Below are 226 nucleotides of genomic sequence, written 5' to 3' on the forward strand. Positions count from 1 at the left end.
TACGGAGGATGCGAGCGTTATCCGGATTTATTGGGTTTAAAGGGAGCGTAGACGGCCGTTTAAGTCAGCTGTGAAATGGTGCGGCTCAACCGTAGCACTGCAGTTGAAACTGGTCGGCTTGAGTGCAGTTGAGGCAGGCGGAATTCGTGGTGTAGCGGTGAAATGCTTAGATATCACGAAGAACCCCGATTGCGAAGGCAGCCTGCTAAGCTGCAACTGACGTTGA

At 52.2% G+C, this 226-nt stretch carries 1 rRNA gene; it reads left to right on the forward strand.

Annotated elements, in window-relative coordinates:
- A 16S ribosomal RNA gene (locus KKQ10_RS28920) occupies positions 1-226 on the forward strand; the annotation flags it as partial.

This window comes from Pseudomonas sp. MG-9 (genome assembly GCF_018729515.1).
In the GTDB taxonomy this organism is placed as follows: Bacteria; Pseudomonadota; Gammaproteobacteria; order Pseudomonadales; family Pseudomonadaceae; genus Aquipseudomonas; species Aquipseudomonas serboccidentalis.